This window comes from Pseudonocardia adelaidensis (assembly GCF_039543345.1).
Lineage (GTDB): Bacteria > Actinomycetota > Actinomycetes > Mycobacteriales > Pseudonocardiaceae > Pseudonocardia > Pseudonocardia adelaidensis.
This window is the reverse complement of record NZ_BAABJO010000005.1, coordinates 327,511-348,699: the sequence shown is the minus strand read 5'-3', so window position 1 is coordinate 348,699 and position 21,189 is coordinate 327,511. Positions and strand designations below refer to the sequence as shown.

Sequence of the window (21,189 nt, the reverse complement as noted above, 5' to 3'; positions counted from 1 at the left end):
CCCCGGGGTGCTGCGCGCGCCCGCGGTCCGCCCGCCCGCCGCCGTGAGCGGCCCGCGGCTCGGGCTCGCGGCGGCCGCGGCGAGCGCAGGGCCCGCGGCCGCGCTGCGGATCGTCGACCCGCGCCGCGGTACCGGTCCCGGCGGCGCCGACCGGCTGGCCGCGGCGGTCCCGCCGCTGGTGTACGGGTTCACGACGCATTCGACGCTCGTCTCGGTGTCCCGCGTGGCCGAGGGCCGCGAGCCGGTGCCGCGGGCGAACCCCGCGGCCCTGCTGAGGGCGGCTGCGCTGGGTGCGTCCAGCGGCTCCCGCAGCGCCACCGGCATCGCCGCGGTCGCGCTCACCTCCCGGCCGGGCGACCCGGGCATCCTCGCCTCCCGGCTCGGTGGCCGCGCCGGCAGCACGCTCTCGACCGTGGCCGCCGCGGCCGAGCTCGTCGCCGACAAGCTCCCGAGCGTGCCGAGCAGGCTCGCTCCGACGGGGCTGGTCCCCCGAGCCGCGCTCGGCGCCACCTCGGCCGCCGCGGTCGCCCGCCGCGACGGGCACGACCCGACGCTGCCCGGCCTCCTCGGCGCGGCGGCCGCCGTCGGGACGGCCGTGCTGGGCGTACGCCTGCGCGCGGCGGCGGCCCGGCACTTCGGGTCCGACCGGCCGGGGGCCGTGGCCGAGGACGTCCTCGCCGCGTTGCTGGGCTGGGCCGGCGCGCGGCGCCCCGGAATGAACCCGCGTCACGGAGGTTGAGCAGAGCATGGCCGGTATCACCCGAGGTTTCGTCGGACGACGCCGAGAGCGCGACCCGCGGCTGCCACCCGGGCAGTACGACGCGCGTGACGAATGGCCGGTCCTGCACGCCGAGGCCACCCCGAACATCCCGACCGACCGCTGGACGTTCACGATCGAGGGTCAGGTGGAGGACACCGTCACCTGGACCTGGGACGAGATCCACGCCCTCCCCCGGTCCCGCTACGAGGGCGACATCCACTGCGTCACCACGTGGTCGAAGCTCGGCATGACCTTCGACGGCGTCGCCGTCGACACGCTGCTGGCCGCCGCGAGGCCGCTGCCCACGGCCACCCACGTCATGGCGGTGTCGCACACCGGCTACACCACGAACCTCCCGCTGGACGACGTCACCGGCGGCAAGGCCTGGGTCGTCTGGGACGCGGACGGCGAGCCGCTCAGCGCCATCCACGGCGGCCCGGCCCGGCTGCTGGTGCCGCACCTGTACTTCTGGAAGAGCGCGAAGTGGGTGTCGGGCCTGCGCCTGATGGACCACGACGAGCAGGGCTTCTGGGAACGCAACGGCTACCACGACCGCGGCGACCCGTGGGCCGAGCAGCGCTACCAGGGGGACTGAGCGGACGGTGACGCTCACGCCCGGCGGCACGACCCACCGCCGCACCCTGCGCTGGCAGAACGCGCGCGTGCTCTCCGTCCGGGACGAGACGCCGCGCGCCCGCACCTTCCGGCTCGCGCTGCCCGAGCCGCGCCGCCACCTCGCCGGCCAGTACTACGTCGTGCGGCTCACCGCTCCCGACGGCTACACCGCATCCCGTGACTACTCGGTCTCCTCGGCACCCGACGACAGCGTCAGCGGGTCGTCCGCCGGCGCCCCGTACCGCGGCGAGATCGAGCTGACCGTCGAGCGGCTCGACGACGGCGAGGTATCGGAGTTCCTGCACGACGTCGTGGTGCCCGGCGACGAGCTCGAGGTGCGCGGCCCGATCGGCTACTTCGGCTGGGACGCGAGCGGGCCGGCCCTGCTCGTCGGCGGTGGCTCCGGCGTGGTGCCGCTGATGGCGATGCTGCGCCACGCCCGGCGGCTGGGCCGCCCGGACCTGGTGCGCCTCGTCGTCTCCGCGCGCTCGCCGGAGGACCTGTACTACGCCGACGAGCTGCCCGGCCCCGAGACCACCGTGCTCTACACGCGCCACGCGGCCCCCGGCGCGGGCCGTGCGGCCGGCCGCCTCGCGCTCGCCGACGTGGCGCCACTGGTGCGCGGCGGCGAGACCGCGTACGTGTGCGGCTCCCCCGGCTTCGCCGACGCCGCCACCGCCGTCCTCGTCGAGGCCAGCGTGCCGGTGGAGAGCATCCGGGTGGAGCGCTTCGGCCCCTCGGGCTGATCGGCGCCCGTAGCGGCACCGCGGGGCGATCGTTAGGTTGTCAGGACCAACGGCACCATGGTGGGCCAGCACGACGTTGGGCAGGCACGACCGGACAGGAGGCTGCGATGCCCGACCGCCCGCAGGTCCTGGTGGACCGCGCCAGCCCGGTGCCGCTGTACTTCCAGGTGGCCCGCCAGCTCGAGCAGGCCATCGAGTCCGGCAGCCTCCCGCCCGGCTCGCGGCTGGACAACGAGATCGCGCTGGCCGAGGAGCTCGGCCTGTCGCGCCCGACGATGCGGCAGGCGATCCAGTACCTCGTGGACAAGGGGCTGCTGGTGCGCAAGCGCGGTGTCGGCACGCACGTCGCGCGGGCGCGCGTCCGGCGCCCGGTCGGCCTCACGAGCCTGTTCGACGACCTCACGAGCTCTGGCCAGCAGCCCGCCACCACCGTGCTCTCGCACAGCGTCGAGCCGGCGTCCGGCGTGGTGGCCGCCGCGCTCGAGGTGCCGGAAGGCACCTCCGTGATCGCCCTCGAGCGCCTGCGCAGCACGAACGGGGAGCCCCTCGCGATCATGCGCAACCACCTGCGCGCCGACCTCGTGCCGCTGCAGCCGGAGCTGCTCGAGCAGCGCGGGCTCTACGAGGTGCTCCGCGAGGCCGGGGTCGCGCTGGCCTCCGCATCCCAGAGCATCGGCGCCCGCCGCGCCACCGCGGCCGAGGCGAAGCTGCTCGACGAGACCCGTGGCGCCCCGCTGCTCACGATGCGGCGCACCGCGTTCGACGACCGCGGGCTCGTCGTCGAGTTCGGCGACCACCTGTACCGCGCCTCGCGCTACTCGTTCGAGGTGGCCCTCACCGGCCGGTGACCGCCCCCACCCGTGGGCGGCGCGCCGGGTCGGGCGACCCGGGCGGCCACGCTGCGTACCCGCACCACCCGATCTCGGCCCTGAAGGGACCCCTTCGGGTGGAATTCGCCTGCCGACCGCGACGGACCCCGACCCCTGCGGCCAAGCTGTCCCCATGCGAGGCAAGCGTGTGGCGGCAACAGCCCTGGTCAGCGTGGTGATCGGCGCCGTCCTGGCGCTGCTCGCGCCGGCGGCGATCGCGGCGTCGAGCTCCGAGTCCGGCAGCTCGCCCGGGAACCGGGGCTGGAGCGTCCCGCACCACCCGGACAGCGACGGCGACTGACGGGGATAGCCGACACCGACAACCGACCCACCCACCTCGACCCGGGGCCGTGGGCCCCGTGCAGACCGCCGCCGCTTCCACCCCTCCGGTGCGGCGGCGGTCCGCGTTCCGGGCCGGGAGCCGCCCGGATCAGGAGCCGTCGGCCATGCGCCGGTACACCTCGGCCGCCGCACGGGAGAAGCCGTCCGGCACGCCGACCGCGGCCAACGTCGCCGCCGCCTCGTCCATCTCACCGGCCCAGCGCCACGCCTTCGCCCCGGCGCGGGCGCGCAGCGCGTCGAGCTGCACGGTGAGGTCCACTCCGTCGCGGGCCAGCTGGTCGGAGAGCGCGTCCCGCACGCCGTAGGCGTCGGCGGCGTCCGCGAGCGCCGCCCACACGGTGGGCAACGCCTTGGTCTGCAACGCGTAGCACGCCTTGAGCGCGCTGGCCGCGCCCAAACCGGGCCCGAGCACCCGCGCCGTGAACGGGGAGCCCGCGAACAGGTCGGCCACCGCGGGCGCCGCCTCCCCGGAGAGCCACAGCACCGTGCGGCCCGCCTCCCACGCCGGCCTGCCGATCACCGCCCCGTCCACCACCCGCGGCTCGCCGAGCAGCGCGCCGATGTCGCGCACGGTCCCGGGCGCGACCGCGTTCGCGTCGATGTACAGCGGCGGGTCCGGGCGGCCGTCCAGTGCGGCCGCGACCTCCTCGGCGACCGCGCGGGCCGCGTGCGGCGGGCAGATCGAGACGATCACCTGCGCCCGCCGGGCCAGCTCGGCCACGTCGGGCACGGCGACGAGGTCGGCGAGCTCCGCGCGCTTGGCGGTGGCGTGGCTGCGCCCGGCCGCCGCCCAGATCACCGTGCCCGCCCGCGCCTTCAGCGCCGAGCCGAGCGCGGCGCCCATCGCGCCCGGATGCAGGATCCCGACCACCGGCCGGCTCGCGAGGGATGAGTCCACCCGTGCATCATCGCCCTCGCCCGCTCCGCGGCATCAGCCGCCCGCGACCAGCCGCTCGACGTGGGCGCGCATCTCCAGGAGCCACGGCGCCACCCCGGGCACGACGAACGCGGCGAGCAGGAAGACACCCACGGTGAGGGCGGGCGCCACCAGCCAGGCCTCGACGGCCCCGCCCGTGCGGAACCGCAGCGGCCGCGGGCTGCCCACCGGGTACCACCGCCGCTTGCGGATCGGCAGCGGCCACAGCAGCGGCGCGCCGGACTCGGTGACCGCGTCGCCGGCCGAGTGGACCACCATGCCCAGCGTCACGGCCGTGCCCAGCCACCCGGCCGTGCCCGCCGTACCGCCCGGCACGACCTGTTCGATCGCGTAGGTCAGCCCGGCGGCGATCACCAGCGACGGCGGGCCGGGCACCAGGTCGTCGAGCCCCTTGATGGCCAGTGCGAGGCACACGAACAGCGTGCCGACCAGCACCGGCGTGCCGAAGCGGGCCGACGCCACATTCACCGCCACCCCGAGCAGGACGGCGCCCACGACCGTGTGGGTGAGGCCCCGGTGGGAGCCCCGGCCGGTGTCGCGGCGGCCCCTGGTGAGGTCGTACACCAGCCGCGACAGCGGCCGCACCGCGTGGCTCGCCAGCCACGACGCCACCGAGAACCGGCGGGAGGCCATCGAGGACGGGTGGTCGAGGTCGGGCAGGAGCGCCGCGCCCGCGCAGACCGCGGTGAACGTCAGCACCGTGCCGGCGTCCGGGTGCTCCCCGAGCAGCTGGGGCACGAAGCCCGCGACGGCGAGCCCGAGGGCCGCTCCCGACAGCGCGTGACTGACCCCGAGCACACCGCGACGTTAACCCGATCGGGGCGTTCTCCCCGGGCGGGCGCGCCGCAGTCGAAACATCGATCGGGCGTGGCGTCCGCCTCATTCCCGCCGGCCCGGGATGCGGTGCGGGGAAGCAGTGGGTTGCAACGGGCCGTCCCCGCGGCCCTGACGACGGTCGGCGCCGACGCCGGCGTCACCGATCCCCCGGACCAGTGCTGCTCCCCCGTCGCGCCCCCGAAGCGCTCCCCGAAAGGCTCCCCTTGCGGCCACAACTGCCGCCGATGTTCCGCGCACTGGGTCACCGCAACTACCGGTTGTGGGCGGCATCGGACCTCGTCTCCTCCACCGGCACCTGGATGCAGGTCCTCGGGCTCAACTGGCTGGTCCTCGAGTCCACGGGCTCGGCCACCGCGGTCGGCCTCACGATCCTCTTCCAGGCCGTGCCGATGCTGGTGCTCGGCTCGTGGTCGGGCGTTCTGGCCGACCGGCTGCCGCTGCGCCCGCTGGTGCTCGCCACCCAGACCCTGCACCTCCTGCTGGCGGCGGCGCTCGCCGTGATCGCCCTGGCCGGGGCGACGACCACCGCGGTCTACGCCGTCGCCGCGCTCACCGGCCTCGTCTCGGCGTTCGACGGACCGCCGATGGGCAAGCTCGCCGCGCAGGTCGTCGGCCGGGCCGACCTCGGCAACGCGCTCGCCCTCGGCAGCGTCCTCAACTCGACCGGCCGCATCCTCGGCATGAGCCTCGGCGGCGTGCTCGCCGGGCTCGGCGGCGCATCCCTGCTCTTCGGCGTGAACGCGGCGAGCTTCGTCGCCGTGATCGCCGCCGTGGTCGCCATCCGGCCGGGCACGCTGCACCCGATGGAGGTCAGCACGCCCCGGCGCAGCGGGATGCTCGCCGGCCTGCGTTACCTGCGGGGGGAGAGCCGCCTGCTGGTCCTCTTCGCGCTCGGGTTCGTCCTCTCGAGCATCGGACGCAACTACCAGGTGACGATGGCGGCCATGAGCACCGGACCGTTGCAGGCCGGGGCCGCGGGGTTCGGCCTGCTGTCCACGGTGTTCGCGGTGGGCACCGTCGGTGGCGGGCTCTTCGCCGCCCGGTGCCGGCAGCTCGGCATGCGCGTGCTGATCGGCGCCGCGCTCGTGACGAGTTCCCTGCAGCTCCTCAGCGGGTTCTCCCCCGGTCTCCTGCCGTTCGCCGCGGTCATCCTGCCGATCGCGGCGGGTGCGGTGGTGATCGACACCGCGCTCGGAACGCGGGTGCAGCTCGACAGCGCCGAGGACATGCGCGGGCGCGTGCTGGCGGCGCAGGCCACCGTCTCCGCGGCCGCCGGTGCGCTCGGTGGCCCGCTGGTGGGCTGGATGTCGGAGACCTTCGGCCCGGCACTGGCGCTCCAGCTGGCGGGCGTCGTCGCGCTGATGGCCACGGTCGCGGCGGTGGCCGCGCTCGTCCGGATCCGCGACGCGCGGCGGGTGCCGCACCCGCCGCGGGAGGACGCCGACGAGCCGGTGCCCGCACTCGCCTGAGGGACGGCCCTCAGCCGCCGAGCAGCTCCAGCAGCTGCTGGGCGGCCAGGGTGGGGGTGAGCTCGCCGCCACGGACGGCGCGCTCCACGTCGGGCAGCGCGGCCCGGACCGCGGGGTCGGACTGGAGGCGGTCGAGCAGGCGGTCGCGGACCACCCGCCACATCCACTCGACCTGCTGGTCGGCGCGGCGGCGCTCCAGCTCGCCCGCCGCCTCGAGGGCGCCGCGGTGGTCCAGCACCGCGGTCCACACCTCGTCCATGCCGGCGCCGGTCTGCGCACTGCAGGTGAGGACCGGAGTCGTCCACGCCGCGCTGGCGGGCGTCAGCATGCGCAGCGCACCGCGCAGCTCGCGGGCCGCGACGCGCGCGTCACCCTCGTGCGGACCGTCGGCCTTGTTGACGGCGACGACGTCCGCGAGCTCGAGGATGCCCTTCTTGATCCCCTGCAGGGAGTCCCCGGTGCGGGCGATCGTGAGCAGCAGGAACGTGTCGACCATCGCGGCGACGGCCACCTCGGACTGCCCCACGCCGACGGTCTCCACCAGCACCGCGTCGTAGCCCGCGGCCTCCATCAGCACGATCGTCTCGCGGGTGGCGCGGGCGACGCCACCGAGCGTCCCGGCGCTGGGAGAGGGACGCACGAACGCGTTGTCGTCGCTCGCGAGGCGACCCATGCGGGTCTTGTCGCCGAGGATCGAGCCCTTCGTCCGGGTCGACGACGGGTCGACGGCGAGCACGGCGACGCGGTGGCCCGCCCCCGTGAGGCGGGTGCCGAGCGCCTCGATGAAGGTCGACTTCCCGACACCCGGCACGCCGCTGATCCCGACGCGGCGGCCGCCACCGGCGTGCGGGAGCAGCTCCATCAGCAGCTGCTGCGCCGCCTCGCGGTGGTCCGGGCGGTGCGACTCGACGAGGGTGATCGCCCGCGCGAGCACGGTCCGCGACCCGTCCAGCACGCCCTTGACCAGGGCCGCGACGTCGACCTCCCTGGGCACTAGTGCAGCTTCGCGATGAGGGTGCCGAGCAGGTCCACCGCCGCCTCGGCGATCACGGTGCCGGGTCCGAACACCGCCGCCGCACCGGCCTCGCGCAGGGCCGCGTGGTCCGCGGGCGGGATGACGCCGCCGACGACGATCGTGATGTCCTCCCGCCCGAGCGCGGCGAGCTCCGAGCGGAGCTCGGGCACCAGGGTGAGGTGCCCGGCGGCGAGCGAGCTGACGCCCACGACGTGCACGTCGGCGTCGGCGGCCTGGCGGGCCACCTCGGCGGGCGTGGAGAACAGCGGACCGACGTCCACGTCGAAGCCGAGGTCGGCGAACGCGGTGGCGATCACCTTCTGGCCGCGGTCGTGCCCGTCCTGCCCGACCTTCGCCACCAGGATCCGCGGCTGGCGCCCCTCCTGGGCGGCGAACTCGTCCACCAGCTCGCGCGCCCGGTCGATCGCCGGGTTCTGCCCCGCCTCGTGCGCGTACACCCCCGAGATGATCCGGATCTGGCCGGCGTGGCGCGAGAAGACCTTCTCCAGCGCGTCGGAGATCTCCCCCACGGTGGCCTTCGCCCGCGCCGCCGCCACCGAGAGCGCGAGGAGGTTCTGGTCGTCGGTGCGCGGGGAGCCCTCGGCGATCAGCGCGGCCGCCGAGGTCAGCGCGGACAGCGCGGCGTCCACCTCGCGGTCGTCGCGCTCCTCCCGCAGCCGGCGCAGCTTCTCCAGCTGCTCGCGGCGCACCCCGGCGTTGTCGACCTTCAGGACCTCGATGTCCTCGTCCTGGTCGACCGGGTAGGTGTTCACGCCGATCACCGGCTGGCGCCCGGAGTCGATGCGGGCCTGGGTGCGGGCGGCGGCCTCCTCGACGCGCAGCTTCGGGATGCCGGCGTCGATCGCCTGAGCCATCCCGCCCGCGCGCTCGACCTCCTCGATGTGCGTCCACGCCCGCCGGGCGAGGTCGTAGGTCAGCCGCTCGACGTAGAAGCTGCCGCCCCACGGGTCGATCACGCGGGTGGTGCCCGACTCCTGCTGCAGCAGCAGCTGGGTGTTGCGCGCGATGCGGGCGGAGAAGTCGGTGGGCAGCGCGAGCGCCTCGTCCAGGGCGTTCGTGTGCAGCGACTGCGTGTGGCCCTGGGTGGCGGCCATCGCCTCCACGCAGGTGCGGATCACGTTGTTGTAGACGTCCTGCGCGGTGAGCGACCAGCCCGACGTCTGGCAGTGCGTGCGCAGGCTGAGCGACTTGTCGTTCGACGGGCCGAACTGCTTCACCAGCTTCGCCCACATCAGCCGCGCCGCCCGCAGCTTCGCGACCTCCATGAAGAAGTTCATGCCGATGCCGAAGAAGAACGACAGCCTCGGCGCGAACCGGTCGACGTCCAGCCCGGCGTCGATGCCCGCCCGCAGGTACTCCACGCCGTCGGCGAGCGTGTAGGCCAGCTCCAGGTCGGCCGTGGCCCCGGCCTCCTGGATGTGGTAGCCGGAGATGGAGATCGAGTTGAACCTCGGCATCTCCCGCGAGGTGTAGGAGAAGATGTCCGAGATGATCTGCATCGAGGGCTGCGGCGGGTAGATGTAGGTGTTGCGGACCATGAACTCCTTGAGGATGTCGTTCTGGATGGTCCCGGTCAGCTTCTCGTGCGGCACCCCCTGCTCCTCGCCCGCCACGACGTAGAGCGCGAGCACGGGGAGCACGGCGCCGTTCATCGTCATGGACACCGACATCTCCCCCAGCGGGATGCCGTCGAAGAGCTGCCGCATGTCGTAGATCGAGTCGATCGCGACGCCCGCCATGCCGACGTCGGCCGCCACGCGCGGGTGGTCGGAGTCGTAGCCGCGGTGGGTGGCCAGGTCGAACGCGATCGACAGGCCCTTCTGCCCGGCCGCGAGGTTGCGCCGGTAGAACGCGTTCGACTCGGCCGCGGTGGAGTAGCCCGCGTACTGGCGCAGCGTCCACGGCTGGGTCGTGTACATCGTCGGGTACGGGCCGCGCAGGTACGGCGCGATGCCCGGGTAGGTGCGCAGGAAGTCGACCCCAGCCAGGTCGGCCGCGGTGTAGAGCGGCGCGACGTCGATGCCCTCCGGGGCCGTCCAGGCCGGGACGTCGCCCGCCCACGCCCCGGTCGCGGGGTTCCCGTCCTCCAGCGGCACGCGGGTGAAGTCGGGGATCATGCCTGCACCTCCAGTGCCCGGTGGACCGACTCGATCACGGCGAGCGCGTCGCAGCCCGCGGCCAGGTGGCCGTCCACCCCGGGCACCTCGGCCTTCCCCGCGAGCAACACGTACCGCGCGCCGGCCGCGCGCAGCGCCTCCACGGTCGCCGCGGCGCGGTCGGCGTAGAGCGGATCGGTCGAGCAGAGCACCGCCACCGGGGTGCCCGCCTCCCGGAACGCCGCGGCCACGTCATCGGGGGTCTCGGTCGGGCCCGCCTCGGGGGTCTCGATGCCCCCCGCCTGCAGCAGGTTGCGCGCGAAGGCGGCCCGCGCGGTGTAGGCGGACAGGGGACCCAGGGTGGCGAGGAACGCCCGCGGCCGGGACCCGGTCTCCTCCAGCACCGCGTCCGAGCGGTCCCGGAACGCCTCGTAGGGCTCGGCGGGCCGGTAGCGCGGAAGCCCACCGGCGGCGGGCGGCGGCTCCGGCGGGCGCTGTTGCGGCGGCTCGGCGAGGTGGGCGAACTCGCTCACGCCGACGATCGGGGCGGTGCGCCGCGCCGCCGCCTCGGCACGCCGCTCGCGCACCACCGCGACGCGGTCCGCCACCAGGCCCGCGTCCAGCGCGGCGAGCACGCCGCCCGCGGCCTCGATCTCCTGGAAGAACGCCCACGCCGCCGTGGCGAGCTCCCGAGTGAGGGACTCGACGAACCACGAGCCGCCTGCCGGGTCGATCACCCGCGCCAGGTGCGCCTCCTGCACCAGCAGCGACTGGGTGTTGCGGGCGATCCGGCGGGAGAAGGGCCCGGCCGCGCCGGCCGCGGCGTCGAAGGGCGCGACCGTGACCGCGTCGGCGCCGCCCACGCCTGCCGCGAAGCCCGCGACGGTGCCGCGCAGCAGGTTCCCGTGCACGTCGCGGCGGGTGAGCATCGACGGCGAGCCGACGGCGTGCTGGAACTGCGGGAGGGCCTGCCCCGACGCCTCGGTGACCCGCGACCACAGCCGGCGCGCCGCGCGCAGCTTCGCGATCGTCGGGAACTGGTCCACGGTGGCCGCGTACCGGAACTCCAGCAGGCCGGCCGCAGTGGCCAGGTCCAGCCCCGCGCCGGTGAGCGCGCGCAGGTACGCCACGCCCGCGGCGAGCGAGAACCCGAGCTCCTGCGCGTCGGACGCGCCCGCACCGTGCACCGGCAGCGCGTCCACGACGACGACCCGCACCCGCGGGAACGCCGATGCCACCGTGGTCGCGACGGGGACCACCACGTCCACGTCGGGCCCGTCGCCCGTGCGCGCGCGGCGCCCGACGGGATCCAGGCCGAGCGTGCCGCGCACACCGTCCCGCTCCCCCGCCAGGTCGAGGAACGCCTGCGCGGCGGCGATCTCGGTCTCGGCGGTGTCCGCCGTGGCGTCGAGCACCACGGGGGCGAGGTCGAGGTGGACGCCGTCGAGGACCGCGCCGAGATCGGCGACGGCGCTGCCACCGGCGCCGACGGCCAGCCAGATGGAGGAGACCCCGTTCTCGAGGTCCGCGAGCACCGCCGTGCGGGCCGCGGCGGGGTCCGGGTCGGCGTGGCGCTGCCGCACGTCCCAGCCGTCGGGGGCAGGACCGTTCGCGCGGCCACCGCGCACGTACGGGGCGGCGCCCGGCACGCCCACCCCGTCGGGATCGGGGACGTCCCGCGCGGTGTAGAGGGGCAGCACCGGGATGTCGTCGAGCGTGCGCCAGGTCAGCTTCTCGAACCCCGCGCCGGCCGCCGCGTCCTCCGGGATGCGCCCGGCCTTGCGCACCACCCGGTCGACGAGCGCGAGCCACGCCTCCCGGTCCGCCTGCGGGAACTCCGAGCCGAGCGCCAGCTCCTCCGGCTCCGGGGGCGCCTGCGCGTCGAGCGCCGCACCGTCGACCTGGGCCGTGCTACCACCACTGGGGGCCGTGTCCATGCAGCGTCACACCTTCCGCCACCCCGGGCGGCCACCGTGCCGCCGGGCCCGATCGTCCGGAGTGTAGGTCGGCGCGGGAGGCCTGGCCGGGTCTCGGCGGGGTGATCCGACCCACGGCGGCTCAGGCGAGGACGATGTCCTCCCCGGTCACCGAGATCTGCCGCTCCGGGAGCGGCTTGCGGGCAGGGCCGTGCACCACCGAACCGTCCTCGACGGCGAACTTGCTGCCGTGGCACTTGCAGTTGATCGTGCCGTCGACCACCTCGCCGACCTTGCAGCCCTGGTGGGTGCAGGTGGCGGAGAAGGCGCGGAACTCCCCCGCGGCAGGCTGGGTGACCACGACGTCCTGGTCGGCGAACACGGTGCCGCCGCCCACCGGGACGTCGGCGGTGCTGGTGAGCGGGTGGGCACCACCACCACCCTGCGTGGAACCGCCCGGGGCGGGAGTGCCCTGGGCGCCGGGCGCGGCGGGCGCCTGCGCGGGAGACACACCGACCTCGTACGTGGCGCAGCCGCTCAGCACGGCGACGCAGGCCGCGCCGCAGGTGCCGGCGACGAATGCGCGCCGGGGAACATCGGAGTGGACGGGTTGCACGTGAGTCCTTTCAGAACGAGATTCCGGACGTCGAGAAGAACCACACCGCCGAGCTGAGCCACACGGCGGTGAGGGCCGTGAAGAGCAGGCCCCCGAGCAGCGGGATGCTCCAGCGGGGGCTGCGCGGCCGCTGCAGCACCAGCATCTTCGTGACGAACACGCCGTAGAGGAAGCAGCCTGCCGAGGAGTGCACGAGCACCCGCAGGCTGGCGTCCTGGTAGCCGAGCGCGTACAGGCACTGCACGGCCACCGGAACGGTGAGCAGCACCGCCACGCGGCCGGACCAGCGGTGCAGGCCCGCGACCCACGGTGGGGCCCCGCCCCCCGCGCGCCATCGCCTGCCCACCCGGCCGTAGAGCGCGGCCGCGGACCAGAGTTGGACCAGCGCCAGCACGAACGCACCGGTCGCCAGCCACGCCTTCGCCGCGATCAAGGAGGAGAAGCCGGCGACGCCGAGCACGGCCGACGCCGGCTCGTGCACCCTGCCGTACACCCCGAGGCCCACGGCGACCAGCGATCCGAGCGCCGCCGCGACGAGGAGTGCCGGTCCGCCGCGCCGCGCCCCTCCCCGGCGCGCGGCCCGGCGGTGCGGCTCCCCGCCCGGGTAACCGGGCGCGCGCGGGAGGCTCCGCTCCCGGTTCGGTCCCGAGTGCGGCCCGACCATCTGGGCGGTCCGCTGCCCCGGCGGGGCGCCGGGTGCGGGGCGGGTCATGGCGAGTCCTCTCTCACGCTCGGGCGGTGCTCCGTGCGGGCGCCGTGACACCCCGGTTCGGTCGCGAGCGCGTTCACCGGCCGATCACCGGGACGGCCCCGTCGAGGGCGGTGACCGTGACCGGCACGCCCTCGATCCTCGTCGCTGCGGGGTCGGCCGGGTCGAGGGCGGGTGCAGGCCGGCGGCTGCCGCCCGCGTTGGCGACACCGGTGACCTTGCCGTTGTCCTCGACGATCCAGCCGATCCGGGTGAGTACCCCGCGCACGGCGGCACGCCCCTCGTAGAGCCCGGCCGGCGCCTCGACGCCCTTCGCGGCGAACGGCAGGTCCTTGCCGCCGACGGTGACCGTGCCGAGCGTGGCCGCCTCCGTCACCGTCGCGGTGATCGCGGGCTTCCCGTCGGCGGCGGACAACTGCAGGTCGTCCCCGGCGAGGGTGCCCTCGAACCACGCCTCGAGCTTCTTGCCGTCGCACACGTACGCCACGGCCCTGCCGTCCTTCACCGCGAGGGCCACGGTCACCTCGTTGCCGGCCGAGCGGCCCGTGTACGCGGCCTTGGCCACGGCGGGCGCGGCGGCGGGCGGGACCACCGGGGCGGCCTCCGGCGCCGGTCCCGGACCCGCCTGGGCGGCCGTGATCGGCGGCGCCGCCACCGCGGTGCCGGCCGTGACGGACGGCTGGCCCGCCGTGGTGTTGACGAACAGCAACCCGCCGCCGAGCGCGGCCACCGTCCCGAGCGTGATCAGCGGTGCGAACCTGCCCACGGCACTCCCCCGGGTCATCGGGGCCCGGTCGGTCCGGGCGCGCTCTTCCCCACACGGATCCCGGGCGCGAGCGGTTCAGAGGAAATGGTTCGGGGGCGTCCGTGAACCGGACGCGCCGATCGGCCGTGTCGGGGGTGGGAGCGGCTTCGCTAGTGTTCCGCCCCCGACCCAAGCCCCGGGAGCCCACCGACAATGCCACCCGCCCGTGATCGTGACGAGGCACTGGTGCACGCCGTCTACACCGAGCACGGGCGCGCCCTGCTCGCGTACGCCACCCGGCTGACCGGCGACCGCGCCGCTGCGGAGGACATCGTGCAGGAGACGCTGATCCGCGCCTGGCGCCATCCGGACGTGCTGACCAACGGCAAGGGCTCCGCCAGGGGCTGGCTGCTGACGGTGGTCCGCAACCTCGTGACGGACCGGTACCGCGCCAAGGCCGCCCGGCCGCAGGAGGTGGCGGAGAACCCCGATTCTCCGCCGACGGTGCGCGACCACGCCGACAGCGTGGTGGCGTCGGTCACCGTGATGGCGGCGCTCGACGAGCTCTCCGAGGACCACCGCGGGGTGCTCGACCAGATCTACTTCAAGGGACGCAGCCTCGGCGAGGCGGCCACGGCGCTCGGCATCCCCGCCGGCACCGTGAAGTCGCGGTCGTACTACGCGCTGCGGGCGCTGCGGCAGGCCCTGGCCGGCCCGGTGTCCGAGAACGCGGCGGGGCGGGAGGTGCCGGCGTGAACCGCCACCGAGCCGGGAACGGCGACTGGTCAGATCGGGAGCGCGGCGGGGCGCACGACCCCGAGGAGCTCGGCGCCCACGCACTGGGACTGCTCGACGCGGCGCAGTCCCGCGCCGTCGAGGAGCACCTCGCCGGCTGCCCGGCGTGCCGCCGCGAGTGGGAGGAACTGCGCGGGATGGTCGACCTCCTCGACGACGTGCCACCGGAGGCGTTCCTCGACGGACCGCCCGACGCCGACCTCATGCTGCAGCGCACGGTGCGGCAGGTGCGGGCGGAGGCCGCGACCCAGCGCCGCAGGCGCCGGTTCCTGGTCGCCGCCGCCGCCGCGGCCGCCGTGGCCGTGTTCCTCGGCGGCGGGGTGCTGATCGGACGCCAGACGTCCCCGCCGCCCCCCGCGGTCGTCGCCGCGCCGGGCGCCGTGGAGCTGACCGGCACCGGCGCCCCCGGCGTCGCGATGAGCGCCACGCTCACCCCGGCCGCGGGCTGGGTGCGCCTCACGGCCACCGTGAAGGGGATCCCCGGCGGCGAGCGCTGCTACATCGTCGTGGTGGCCCGCGACGGCACCCGCGAGGTCGCGGGGAGCTGGCTGGTCCCGGAGAAGGGCTGGCGCGACGGGATCACGCTCGACGGCTCCGCCCTCGTGCCCCTCGACCAGGTCGCCGAGGTGGTCGTCGAGAACGACCAGGGCAAGGAGTTCGCCACCGCCAAGGCCTAGCCCCCGGGCGATCCGAGATCCGCGCCACCCCGACCCCCGCCGATCTTCTACATGCGGTAGAACTACTACAGGCCGTAGAAGTTCGCGGGGAGGCACGTGGTGGACGCACTGGACCTGGCGCGCTGGCAGTTCGGGATCACGACGATCTACCACTTCCTGTTCGTCCCGCTGACGATCGGGCTCTCCGTCGTGGTGGCGGCGCTGCAGACGGCGTGGCACCGCACCGGGCGGCCGGAGTACCTGCGCGCCACGAAGTTCTTCGGCAAGCTGTTTCTGATCAACTTCGCGATGGGCGTGGTGACCGGGATCGTCCAGGAGTTCCAGTTCGGGATGAACTGGAGCGCCTACTCGACGTTCGTCGGGGACGTCTTCGGGGCGCCGCTCGCGCTGGAGGCCCTGCTCGCGTTCTTCCTCGAGTCCACCTTCATCGGGCTGTGGATCTTCGGATGGGACCGCCTCCCCCGCCGCGTGCACCTGGCGACGATCTGGGCCGCCGCGATCGGCTCGAACCTCTCGGCGTTCTTCATCCTCGCCGCCAACGCCTGGATGCGGCACCCCGTGGGCTTCGCCGTCGACCCGGCCACCGGGCGCGCCCGGCTCACCGACATCGGCGCGGTGCTCGGCAACCCGCAGGCGATCTCGACCTACGTGCACGTCGTCTCCGCATCGTTCGTGGTGGCCGGGCTCTTCGTGGTGGCGGTCTCGGCCTACAAGCTCCTGCACCGCGAGCGCGCCCCCCATTCCAGCGAGCCCGGCCTCTTCCGCCGGACGCTGCGGGCGGGGCTGGTGACCACGGCGCTCGCCGGGGCGGTCGTTGCTCTCTCCGGCGACCACCAGGCCAAGCTCATGGCCGAGTACGAGCCGATGAAGCTCGCGTCGGCCGAGGCGATCTGGGAGACGGAGAGCGCGGCCGGGTTCTCCCTGTTCGCGATCGGGGATCACGAGATCGGTGAGGTCGGCGCCGGGCGCAACGTCGTCGACCTCGAGGTGCCCTACGTCCTGAGCTTCCTCGCCACCGGCTCGACCGCAGGCGAGGTGCACGGCATCAACGACCTGCAACGGCAGCTCACCGAGCGGTTCGGGCCCGGCGACTACACCCCGAACATCCCGGTCCTGTACTGGTCGTTCCGGCTGATGATCGGGCTCGGGCTGGCGGGCGTCGGCGTCGGGCTGATCGGCCTGTGGCTCACCCGGCGCGGCGCGCTCCCGCGGCAGCGGTGGATGTACCGGGTGGCGATCGCCGCCCTGCCGGCCGCGCTCGCGGCGAACATCTTCGGCTGGGTCCTCACCGAGATGGGCCGCCAGCCCTGGACGGTGGTCGGGGAGCTGCTCACCGCCGCGAGCGTCTCGCCCGGCGTGAGCCTCGCCGAGGTGGCGCTCTCGCTGACGGTCTTCACCGCGCTCTACGGCGTGCTCGCCGTGGTGGAGACGCGGCTGCTCCTGCGCTACGTGAAGGCCGGGCCCGGCCACGTCGTGCCCTACCCGCCGGCGGGCGAGCCGGAGTCCGACCGCGTCCCCGCTTTCGTCTACTAGGAGGGGGACCCGCCGTGGACCTGCCCACCGTCTGGTTCGTCGCGATCGCGGTGCTCTGGACCGGCTACTTCGTGCTCGAGGGCTTCGACTTCGGGGTCGGGATGCTGCTGCCGGTGCTCGGCCGCGGGCCCGAGCGGGAGGCCGACCGCCGCGTCGTGATCAACGCGATCGGCCCCGTGTGGGACGGCAACGAGGTCTGGCTGATCACCGCCATCGGGGCGATGTTCGCGGCCTTCCCGGCCTGGTACGCGGGCCTGCTCTCCGGCTTCTACCTGCCGCTGCTGCTGGTCATCGTGGCCCTGATCGGGCGCGGGGTGGCGTTCGAGTACCGGGGCAAGAGCGACGATCCCCGCTGGCGGGCGCGCTGGGACGCGGCGATCGTGTTCGGCAGCGCGGTGCCGGCGTTCACCTGGGGCCTCGTGTTCGCCAACGTCGTGCGCGGTGTCGAGCTGGGTCCCGACGGCGTGGTGCGTTCCGGCCTCGCCGACCTGCTCAACCCCTACGCGCTGGTGGGCGGCATCACGACGCTCGCGCTGTTCGTGCTGCACGGCGCCGTGTTCCTCGCGCTCAAGACCGATGGCCCGGTCCGGCGGCGGGCGCGGGCCGCGGCGCGGGCTGCGGCCCCGGCCGCGGCGGCCGCGCTCTTCGCGTTCCTCATGTGGACCCAGGCCGACCACGGCTCGCCGGCCACCGTGGTGGTCGCGGCCGTCGCCGTCGGCGCGCTGCTCGCCGCTGCCGCACTGCTCGCGCGCGGCCGGGAGGGCTGGGCGTTCGCCGCCACGGCCGTCGCCGTCGCGGGTACCACCGCCGCGCTCTTCGGCGCGTTGTTCCCGGCCGTGCTGCCCTCGCTGCTCGACCCGGCCTTCGACCTCACGATCGCCGGCGCCGCGTCGGCCCCCTACACGCTGGGCATCCTGAGCTGGATCGGCGCCGGGTTCCTCCCGCTCGTGGTGCTGTACCAGTCCTGGAGCTACTGGGTGTTCCGGCGGCGCGTGACGCGGGCCCACGTCTCATGAGGCCGCTCGACCCGCGCCTGGTCCGCACCACGGCCGCGGTGCGGGTGCACCTGGCCGTCACGGTCGCGTGCGGGTTCGCCGCCACGGCGCTGATCCTGCTGCAGGCCTGGCTGGTCGCCCGGGCGGTCGCGGGTGCCACAGCCGGCGCGGCGGACGCACTCGCCGGCACCGTCGCCGCCGTCGGCGCCGTCGCGCTCGCCCGCGCCGCCCTCACCTACGGGGCCGAGACCGCAGCGCTGCGCAGCGCCGCCCGCGTCAAGTCCGACCTGCGCCGCAGGCTCGTGCGGCACGTGGCGGCCGCCGACCCCGCCGCGACGGACGCGGGCGAGCTCGCCACCCTCGCCACCCGCGGCCTCGACGCCCTCGACGACTACGTCGCCCGCTACCTCCCCCAGCTCGTGCTCGCGGCGCTGGTGCCCCTCGCGGTGCTCGTCGTCGTGTTCCGGGCGGACTGGATCTCCGGGCTGGTCATCGCGCTGACCCTGCCCCTGATCCCGGTGTTCATGGCGCTCGTCGGGATGCACGCGGAAGCGCGGACCCGCCGGCAGTGGCACCTGCTGCAGCGGCTCGGCGGCCACTTCCTCGACGTCGTGGAGGGCCTGCCGACGCTCGCCGTGTTCCGCCGGGCGACGGCCGAGGCCGCGCTCATCCGGCGGGTGACCGACGCACACCGCGAGGCCACCATGCGCACCCTGCGGGTGGCGTTCCTGTCGGCGTTCGTGCTGGAGCTGCTCGCGACCCTCGCGGTGGCGCTGGTGGCGGTGGAGATCGGGCTGCGCCTGCTGTACGGCCGCCTCGACCTGGAGACTGCGCTGCTCGTGCTGATCCTCGCGCCGGAGGCGTACCTGCCGGTGCGCGAGGTGGGCGCCCGTTTCCACGCGAGCATGGAGGGCGTGACGGCGGCCGAGCGGGTCTTCGCCGTGCTGGAGCGGCCCGCCGCGGTGCCCGGCTCCGCGCCCGCGCCGGCCGCCCCCGTCCGCCCTGCGGCGCGCCCGAGCGTCCGGTTCGCCGCGACGGGGCTGACCTACCCCGGGCGGGACGCCCCGGCGCTCGACGGCGTCGACCTCACGCTGCGCCCGGGCACGACGACCCTCGTCGCCGGGCGCAGCGGCGCCGGCAAGACCAGCCTCCTCGCCCTGCTCCTGCGGTTCGCCGAGCCGACGGCGGGCCGCCTGCTGGTCACCGCGGCCGACGGGCGGGAGGTCGACCTGGCCGACGTCGACCCGGACGAGTGGCGCCGGCGCATCGCCTGGCTGCCCCAGCAGCCGTACCTCTTCGACGCCTCCGTGGCCGAGAACATCCGGCTCGGCCTCCCCGATGCCCCCGACGAGGCGGTCTGCCGGGCTGCGCGCCGCGCGGAGGCGGAGGACGTGATCGCCGCGCTCCCCGACGGCTACGCCACCCCGCTCGGCGAGCGCGGGCGCCGCCTGTCCGCGGGCCAGCGCCAGCGGATCGCCCTGGCCAGGGCGTTCCTGCGCCGGGAGGCGCTGGACGCACCGATCGTCCTGCTGGACGAGCCCACCGCACACCTCGACCCGGAGCACGCCGCCGCCGTGCGCGCGGGCGTCGCCCGGCTGCTGGAGGGCCGCACCGGCGTCATCGTCGCCCACGACGAGGGATGGTCCGGCCTCGCGGACGAGGTGGTGCGTCTCGACGGCGGGCTCGTGGGGGCCGGTCGTGTCTGACCCGCTGCTGCGGATGGTCGCCCTCGCCCGGCCGCGGGGTGCGCGTTTCGCCCTCGGGGTGCTCGCCGGCGCCGCGGCCACGGCCGCCGGGGTGACGCTGCTCGTCGTCGCGGCATGGCTCATCGCCACCGCCGCCACGTCCCCGCCGCTCACGGCGCTCTCGGTGGCGATCGTCGCGACCCGGGCGCTGGGCGTCACCCGTGGCGTCGCCCGCTACCTGGAACGCCTCGTCACCCACGACGCCGCGCTGCGGACGCTGGCCGACGTGCGGGCCCGGGTGTACGAGCGGCTGGCGCGCACCGAGCCGGTGCACCGCTTCCGCGCGGGCGACCTCGTCACGCGCCTCGTCAGCGACACCGACGCCACCCAGGACCTGCTCGTCCGCGGCCTCACGCCGCCGCTCGCCGCACTCGTCACCGGGGCCGGCGTGGTGGCCGTGAGCACCGCGCTGCTCGTGCCCGGTGGGCTCCTGCTCGCGGCGGGCCTCGTGCTCGGCGGGGTGGCCGTCCCGGTGGCCGCGGCGGCCGCCGGGCGCGCGCCGGGCAGGCGGCGTGCCGCCGGGCGGGCGGCGCTGTCCACGGCGCTGGTCGACACCCTCCACGGCGCTCCGGACCTCGTCGCGTACGGCGCCATGCCCGCCGCCCTCGACCGGGTCGACGCCGCCGACGCCGAGCTCACCCGCGTGGAACGCCGCGACGCCGGGCTGCTGGGCCTCGGCGCGGGCGCGTCCGCGCTGCTCGCGGGGCTCACGCTCTGGGGCACCCTGCTGCTCGGCGTCGCCGCCGTGCGCGACGGCACGCTCGCCCCGGTCCCCCTGGCCGTGCTGGTGCTCACCGCACTCGCCGCGTTCGAGATCGTCGCACCGCTGCCGGGCGCCGCCGCTCGGCTCGGGGCCGTCCGCGCGGCGGGCGCCCGCCTCTTCGACGTCCTGGACACCCCGCCCTCGCTCACCCCGCGCCCGGCCTCGCCCGCCCCGGCCGGAGCCGTTCCGCGCGACGGGCTGCAGGTCCGCGGGCTGCGCGTCCGCTACGGACCCGGCGAGCCGTGGGCGCTCGACGGCGTCGACCTGGACGTGCCCCCGGGCAGGCGGGTCGCGGTGGTCGGCCCGAGCGGGTCGGGCAAGAGCACCCTGGCGGCCGTGCTCTTCCGCTTCCGCGACCCGGACGCCGGCACCGTGCACCTGGACGGCAGCGACGTGACGGCGCAGCCCGCCGACGCCGTGCGCACCCGGATCACCGGCATGCCCCAGGACCCGCACCTGTTCGCGAGCACCGTGCGCGAGAACCTGCGCCTGGCCCATCCGGAGGCCGGCGACGCCGGCCTGCGCGCCGTGCTCGAGCGGGTGGGGCTCGACACCGAGCTGCTGGACACCGAGGTGGGCTCCCACGGCGCCCGGCTCTCCGGCGGGATGCGCCTGCGCCTCGCACTGGCGCGTGCGCTCCTGGTGCCTGCCACCGGGCGGACCGGCACGCTGCTCGTGCTCGACGAGCCGACCACCCACCTCGACCAGGACACCCGCGACGCGGTGCTCGACGACCTGCTCGCGGCGACCGCGGGCCGCTCGCTGATCCTCATCACCCACGACCTCGCCGCACTCGACCGGATGGACGAGGTGGTGGTGCTGGTCGACGGGCGCGTGCGGCAGCGGGGGACGCCGACTGAGCTGCGGGAACGCCCGGGCTGGTACCGGAGCGCGATCAGGGCGGGTGCGGGGGCGTTCTCAGCACCGCGTCAGGGTCGATCCGCCACTGTCTCACCTGTCCGTGCGCAGCGGTAGTGTTTCGGCCGCT

At 75.5% G+C, this 21,189-nt stretch carries 19 protein-coding genes and 1 pseudogene; 12 read left to right on the top strand and 8 right to left on the bottom strand.

Annotation, left to right across the window (positions count from 1 at the left end):
• The 5 genes and pseudogenes from ABEA81_RS09065 to ABEA81_RS09045 all read left to right on the top strand — a co-directional run.
• A pseudogene (locus ABEA81_RS09065) lies at positions 1–739 on the top strand (hypothetical protein); the annotation flags it as partial.
• 7 nt (positions 740–746) lie between these two features.
• Positions 747–1,355: a sulfite oxidase-like oxidoreductase gene (locus ABEA81_RS09060; RefSeq protein ID WP_345604416.1), complete on the top strand. Its 609-nt coding sequence runs from the start codon at positions 747–749 to the stop codon at positions 1,353–1,355.
• A gap of 7 nt (positions 1,356–1,362) precedes the next feature.
• On the top strand, positions 1,363–2,121 hold the full coding sequence (locus ABEA81_RS09055) for an FAD-binding oxidoreductase (RefSeq protein WP_345604415.1): 759 nt from the start codon (positions 1,363–1,365) through the stop codon (positions 2,119–2,121).
• A 107-nt stretch (positions 2,122–2,228) separates the two neighbouring features.
• On the top strand, positions 2,229–2,969 hold the full coding sequence (locus ABEA81_RS09050) for a GntR family transcriptional regulator (RefSeq protein ID WP_345604414.1): 741 nt from the start codon (positions 2,229–2,231) through the stop codon (positions 2,967–2,969).
• 154 nt (positions 2,970–3,123) lie between these two features.
• The gene (locus ABEA81_RS09045) at positions 3,124–3,291 is read left to right on the top strand and encodes a hypothetical protein (protein WP_345604413.1); all 168 of its coding nucleotides are present in this window, start codon (positions 3,124–3,126) and stop codon (positions 3,289–3,291) included.
• A gap of 129 nt (positions 3,292–3,420) precedes the next feature.
• On the opposite strand, the gene ABEA81_RS09040 is transcribed toward ABEA81_RS09045, so the two are convergent.
• On the bottom strand, positions 3,421–4,230 hold the full coding sequence (locus tag ABEA81_RS09040; protein WP_345604412.1) for a DUF1932 domain-containing protein: 810 nt from the start codon (positions 4,228–4,230) through the stop codon (positions 3,421–3,423).
• A 33-nt stretch (positions 4,231–4,263) separates the two neighbouring features.
• Complete coding sequence (locus tag ABEA81_RS09035; RefSeq protein ID WP_345604411.1) at positions 4,264–5,067, bottom strand: metal-dependent hydrolase; 804 nt, start codon at positions 5,065–5,067, stop codon at positions 4,264–4,266.
• Positions 5,068–5,330: 263 nt separating this feature from the next.
• On the opposite strand from ABEA81_RS09035, the gene ABEA81_RS09030 reads away from it, so the two are divergent.
• Positions 5,331–6,575 carry an MFS transporter gene (locus ABEA81_RS09030; protein WP_345604410.1) on the top strand — a complete coding sequence of 415 codons (1,245 nt, stop codon included), beginning with the start codon at positions 5,331–5,333 and terminating at the stop codon, positions 6,573–6,575.
• Between the two features lie 10 nt (positions 6,576–6,585).
• Here the strand turns inward: ABEA81_RS09030 and meaB are convergent, their stop codons facing one another.
• The 6 genes from meaB to ABEA81_RS09000 form a co-directional block, all read right to left on the bottom strand.
• Positions 6,586–7,569: a methylmalonyl Co-A mutase-associated GTPase MeaB gene (gene meaB / locus ABEA81_RS09025; protein ID WP_345604409.1), complete on the bottom strand. Its 984-nt coding sequence runs from the start codon at positions 7,567–7,569 to the stop codon at positions 6,586–6,588.
• The gene (gene scpA / locus ABEA81_RS09020; protein ID WP_345604408.1) at positions 7,569–9,728 is read right to left on the bottom strand and encodes a methylmalonyl-CoA mutase; all 2,160 of its coding nucleotides are present in this window, start codon (positions 9,726–9,728) and stop codon (positions 7,569–7,571) included. The genes meaB and scpA overlap by 1 nt, the downstream gene beginning before the upstream one ends.
• Positions 9,725–11,644 (bottom strand): methylmalonyl-CoA mutase family protein, encoded by a 1,920-nt coding sequence (locus ABEA81_RS09015; protein ID WP_345604407.1) that lies wholly within the window; start codon positions 11,642–11,644, stop codon positions 9,725–9,727. The genes scpA and ABEA81_RS09015 overlap by 4 nt, the downstream gene beginning before the upstream one ends.
• A 121-nt stretch (positions 11,645–11,765) precedes the next feature.
• Complete coding sequence (locus tag ABEA81_RS09010) at positions 11,766–12,239, bottom strand: Rieske (2Fe-2S) protein (RefSeq protein ID WP_345604406.1); 474 nt, start codon at positions 12,237–12,239, stop codon at positions 11,766–11,768.
• Positions 12,240–12,249: 10 nt separating this feature from the next.
• Positions 12,250–12,951, bottom strand: coding sequence for a DUF6529 family protein (locus ABEA81_RS09005; protein WP_345604405.1), 702 nt, complete (start codon positions 12,949–12,951; stop codon positions 12,250–12,252).
• A 73-nt stretch (positions 12,952–13,024) separates the two neighbouring features.
• The gene (locus ABEA81_RS09000) at positions 13,025–13,714 is read right to left on the bottom strand and encodes a hypothetical protein (RefSeq protein ID WP_345604404.1); all 690 of its coding nucleotides are present in this window, start codon (positions 13,712–13,714) and stop codon (positions 13,025–13,027) included.
• Between the two features lie 192 nt (positions 13,715–13,906).
• Here ABEA81_RS09000 and ABEA81_RS08995 point away from each other — a divergent pair, with 192 nt between their 5' ends.
• The 6 genes from ABEA81_RS08995 (at position 13,907) to cydC (ending at position 21,176) form a co-directional block, all read left to right on the top strand.
• On the top strand, positions 13,907–14,449 hold the full coding sequence (locus ABEA81_RS08995) for a sigma-70 family RNA polymerase sigma factor (protein WP_345604403.1): 543 nt from the start codon (positions 13,907–13,909) through the stop codon (positions 14,447–14,449).
• Complete coding sequence (locus ABEA81_RS08990) at positions 14,446–15,165, top strand: anti-sigma factor family protein (protein ID WP_345604402.1); 720 nt, start codon at positions 14,446–14,448, stop codon at positions 15,163–15,165. The genes ABEA81_RS08995 and ABEA81_RS08990 overlap by 4 nt, the downstream gene beginning before the upstream one ends.
• A 99-nt stretch (positions 15,166–15,264) precedes the next feature.
• Entirely contained in the window at positions 15,265–16,698 is a 1,434-nt protein-coding gene (locus ABEA81_RS08985; RefSeq protein ID WP_345604401.1) for a cytochrome ubiquinol oxidase subunit I, read from the top strand.
• 14 nt (positions 16,699–16,712) lie between these two features.
• Positions 16,713–17,714 carry a cytochrome d ubiquinol oxidase subunit II gene (gene cydB / locus ABEA81_RS08980; protein WP_345604400.1) on the top strand — a complete coding sequence of 334 codons (1,002 nt, stop codon included), beginning with the start codon at positions 16,713–16,715 and terminating at the stop codon, positions 17,712–17,714.
• Positions 17,711–19,399, top strand: a complete 1,689-nt coding sequence (gene cydD / locus ABEA81_RS08975) for a thiol reductant ABC exporter subunit CydD (protein ID WP_345604399.1) — start codon at positions 17,711–17,713, stop codon at positions 19,397–19,399. Before cydB ends, cydD begins: the two co-directional genes overlap by 4 nt.
• A complete protein-coding gene (gene cydC, locus ABEA81_RS08970; RefSeq protein WP_345604398.1) occupies positions 19,392–21,176 on the top strand; it encodes a thiol reductant ABC exporter subunit CydC in 1,785 nt (594 codons plus the stop codon). The genes cydD and cydC overlap by 8 nt, the downstream gene beginning before the upstream one ends.
• Positions 21,177–21,189 lie beyond the last annotated feature (13 nt).

Coding starts and splice junctions, on each gene's coding strand:
- ABEA81_RS09015 (WP_345604407.1), bottom strand. CDS start 11,644: ATGGACACGGCCCCCAGTGGTGGTAGCACGGCCCAGGTCGACGGTGCG.
- ABEA81_RS09030 (WP_345604410.1), top strand. CDS start 5,331: ATGTTCCGCGCACTGGGTCACCGCAACTACCGGTTGTGGGCGGCATCG.
- ABEA81_RS09045 (WP_345604413.1), top strand. CDS start 3,124: ATGCGAGGCAAGCGTGTGGCGGCAACAGCCCTGGTCAGCGTGGTGATC.
- scpA (WP_345604408.1), bottom strand. CDS start 9,728: ATGATCCCCGACTTCACCCGCGTGCCGCTGGAGGACGGGAACCCCGCG.
- cydD (WP_345604399.1), top strand. CDS start 17,711: ATGAGGCCGCTCGACCCGCGCCTGGTCCGCACCACGGCCGCGGTGCGG.
- ABEA81_RS09050 (WP_345604414.1), top strand. CDS start 2,229: ATGCCCGACCGCCCGCAGGTCCTGGTGGACCGCGCCAGCCCGGTGCCG.
- ABEA81_RS08995 (WP_345604403.1), top strand. CDS start 13,907: ATGCCACCCGCCCGTGATCGTGACGAGGCACTGGTGCACGCCGTCTAC.
- ABEA81_RS09060 (WP_345604416.1), top strand. CDS start 747: ATGGCCGGTATCACCCGAGGTTTCGTCGGACGACGCCGAGAGCGCGAC.
- ABEA81_RS09005 (WP_345604405.1), bottom strand. CDS start 12,951: ATGACCCGCCCCGCACCCGGCGCCCCGCCGGGGCAGCGGACCGCCCAG.